Raw genomic sequence first — 1,075 nt, 5'->3', positions numbered from 1 at the left:
GAACTCGTCGGAGCCGTGATGGAGTTGCTGGAAGGCGGGCATCAGGTCGTCCTGGGCCAGGGCCTCGAGGGCCTCTGTCTCAAAGGCCGGATCGACTTCGCCTGCAAGGGCTGCCATGTCTTCACCGGCTATCTGCTCGTCGAAGACCATGACATCGGAGATGGTGCCGTCAAATTGTTGACCAGCAGTCTGGGTATCGGTTTTCCGCCAAGCGCCGGTTGCCCCGATTACCAGCGAGCGCTCGTTCATGTCGAGGCCTTGCTTGAACTCCGGCTCGGCTGCCACCAGCTCGCCGTTGAGGTAGACCATCAAGCCATCTTCACCGAAGGAGACAGCAAGGTGGTAGGCCGTGTTGGCAGCAATCTCGACATTCTGAACCTTCAGATACTCGGACTTGCTGTCCGACTGCTGGCGGATATAGAGCTTGTTGTCACACAGATAGGCGGTGATGTGACCACCATCGTCATACCCCGAGCCATCCTTTGAGAAGAGAGCCTGACCGCCGGTGACCTTGTCCGCATTGAAGGTGAGGGCGATGGTGCCGTTTGCCAGATCGAGGCTGTCCGGATTGCCTGCCTCAAGATAGTCGCCACGCTCTCCAGTGAACTCGTTGGAACCGGCAATGGCGAAGACCGGCGTCATGCCTTCGGGCAGGGGCAAGTCGCTGACACTCGGAAGATCGGATGGAGGTGGCACGTCCTCTCGTTCTTCTCCCATCTCGATGGGCTTGAGGGCTTCCTGGAGGTCTGAGATGGAGCGGACGATGCCGTAGGCCGGTTTGGCCGTTGTGGAGATATCGGTCTGTGTGACGAGATCGCCATAGACGGTGATGGTTCCCAGGTCATCGTTGTTGTGGGCACCGCCGCCCGAGCCCTGGTCGGAATAGAGGCTGATCACGGTGTGGTCGACAACACCGTCGCCATTGCTGTCGCCATAGGTGATGGAGCGGATCTTGGTGGTGTGGCCCTCGATGACGATGCGGTCGCCTTCGTCGCGGTTGAAGTCGGTGATGACGTCATTGCCGATCTGGTCGACCCAGTGGTCGTGGATGTTCTCGTTCTCACCGGCCACGCCA

At 59.5% G+C, this 1,075-nt stretch carries 1 protein-coding gene; it reads right to left on the bottom strand.

Annotated elements, in window-relative coordinates; genetic code table 11:
- A partial coding sequence (locus ABLO27_RS27085) for a LamG-like jellyroll fold domain-containing protein (protein ID WP_353037218.1) occupies nucleotides 1-1,075 on the bottom strand: 1,075 nt, incomplete at both ends.

The organism is Roseibium sp. SCP15 (assembly GCF_040329435.1).
Taxonomy (GTDB): Bacteria; Pseudomonadota; Alphaproteobacteria; order Rhizobiales; family Stappiaceae; genus Roseibium.
This window is presented reverse-complemented; position numbering and strand designations above follow the sequence as displayed.